Origin of the sequence: Nostocoides japonicum T1-X7, from assembly GCF_001046855.1 — a bacterium.
Classification (GTDB): domain Bacteria; phylum Actinomycetota; class Actinomycetes; order Actinomycetales; family Dermatophilaceae; genus Nostocoides; species Nostocoides japonicum.
In genome coordinates this window covers 4,731,854-4,733,657 of the sequence record NZ_HF570958.1, presented here as the reverse complement: position 1 = coordinate 4,733,657, position 1,804 = coordinate 4,731,854, and the positions used below count along the sequence as shown (strand labels likewise).

Genomic DNA, 1,804 nt, shown 5'->3' with positions numbered 1-1,804 from the left:
GCGGCGAGCCGGCTCTCGAGGGCGTCCATCGCGGGGTCGGGGCCCTGATCGGCCCCGGGGCGCCCGGTCCAGCGGGCGACGTCGAGCCGGCAGAGGACGACGACGAGGGGCACGCCGCGGCGGGTGGCCTGGTCGGCGGCGAACTCCAGGACCGGCGCGCCGGCCTCGGACCCGTCGGTGCCGACGACGACGCGGTGGTCCTCGCTCGGGGGGCGCCCCGAGGGGACGACGACGGCCGGGCAGGAGGACAGCCGCACGACGGCGACACCCACCGACCCGAGCATGACCCGGCGCAGCGGCCCGCGCCCGGAGGACCCGACGACCACCATGGCCGCCGACTGCGACAGCTCGAGCAGGAGGCTGCGAGGGTCGCCGGCCTCGAGGATCTCCCGGATCTCCAGGTCCGGGGCGGCCTCGTGCGCGACGCCGTGGGCCGACTCCAGGTTCCGCTGCGCGGCGTCCCGGATGGCGCCCGCATAGTCGAAGGGGTGCACCATCGGCGGTTCGAGCCAGAGCGGTCCGGGCTCGGCCGTCCCGCACGCGAGGACGAGGACGCGACCCTCCGCCGCGGCGAGGGCCGCGGCCCAGCGCACGGCCACCTCGGCCGAATCCGACCCGTCGACCCCGACGACGACCGCCCCCGACACCGGTGGTCGGGACGTGGCCGACGACGACTCCATCTGACCCTCGGACCGGCTCATGACTCCTCCTTCGCGACGGCCGGTCCGGCCCTCCGCCGGTCGGCCTGCACCCATCGTCTCGAAGTGGCGTCAGGCCCGCCATGGCGCGGCCCACAGGCCCGCTGCGGTGTCGGTCACGTCACCGCAGCGGCCGCTCAGAGGGCCTTGCGGAGCCGGTTGAACTCGTACTCGATGGCGTCCTTGACGGCGGGAGCCGCCGCCTGCTCGACCCTCCCCCCGACGAGCGGTATGCGGGCACGCAGGTCCGCGTCCACGCTCTGCCGCGAGCCGGACGCCGTGGGGGCGAGCAGGATCTCGCCCGTGAGGGACAACGGCGCGCCGTCGATGGTCAGCGTGAGGGACCCCTGGCGCGAGCCGTCGGCGGCGGCCGGCCCCCAGTCCTGGGTCTCGGTGAGGTTGACGTGGCTCCCGACGAAGGTCTTGGCGAACTCGGGGAGCCGGTCGGTCGGCAGGATCCGCACGGTCGTCACGACGGTCCGGTCCCCGTGCGTCTCGACGCGGGAGGACGCCCCGGGCTGGGCCGCTGCGCCGTCCTGGTAGGACTGGTCGGAGAGAACCGCGAAGAGCTGCTCGGGTGTCGCGGCGAAGTCACCGCTCGTCGTGATCTTCATGGGATCCCACTATGCCGTGCGCCCTCGGCCTCACCGGGAGCGGAGGGCCGTGGCGGCCCCGGCGAGTCCCCGCCGGGCCTCGTCGAGGGCGATCCCGAGGTCGGCGGCGGCCGCGGACGACTCCGCGAGGAGGCCTGCCCATCGCTCGCCGAGGGTCGCCCGGGCGGCCTCCAGGCGTGCCGCGGCCACGGCGTCCGCCTCGCCCCGGATCCCGGGCGCCGGGGCAGGCCCGTTCGCACCGAGGAGGAGACCGTGGGCCGCCGCCTCCTCCTCGAGCCGGCGTCCGCGGTCCGTGAGGTCGGCGAGGCGGACCGCGTGGTCGCGAAGGGCCTCGGCACCTTTCTCGAGCTCGCCGGCGACCTCCTCGAGGGCGACGACGAGGTCACCGCCGCGCCGGCGGGCCGTGGCGGCGGCCGGACCGGACCAGCTGCGCCCGGTCTCGGCATACGCCCCCGCCACCCGCCTCGCGTCGACGCGCAGCCCATGGGCGAG

General features: G+C 76.4%; 3 protein-coding genes. All 3 read right to left on the bottom strand.

Features of this window, described 5'->3' with window-relative positions; genetic code table 11:
* A partial coding sequence (locus BN12_RS21490; protein ID WP_048555601.1) for a universal stress protein occupies positions 1 to 701 on the bottom strand: 701 nt, incomplete at its 3' end.
* Between the two features lie 134 nt (positions 702 to 835).
* A complete protein-coding gene (locus BN12_RS21485; protein WP_048555600.1) occupies positions 836 to 1,312 on the bottom strand; it encodes a DUF2505 domain-containing protein in 477 nt (158 codons plus the stop codon).
* Between the two features lie 30 nt (positions 1,313 to 1,342).
* A partial coding sequence (locus BN12_RS21480; protein ID WP_048555599.1) for a hypothetical protein occupies positions 1,343 to 1,804 on the bottom strand: 462 nt, incomplete at its 5' end.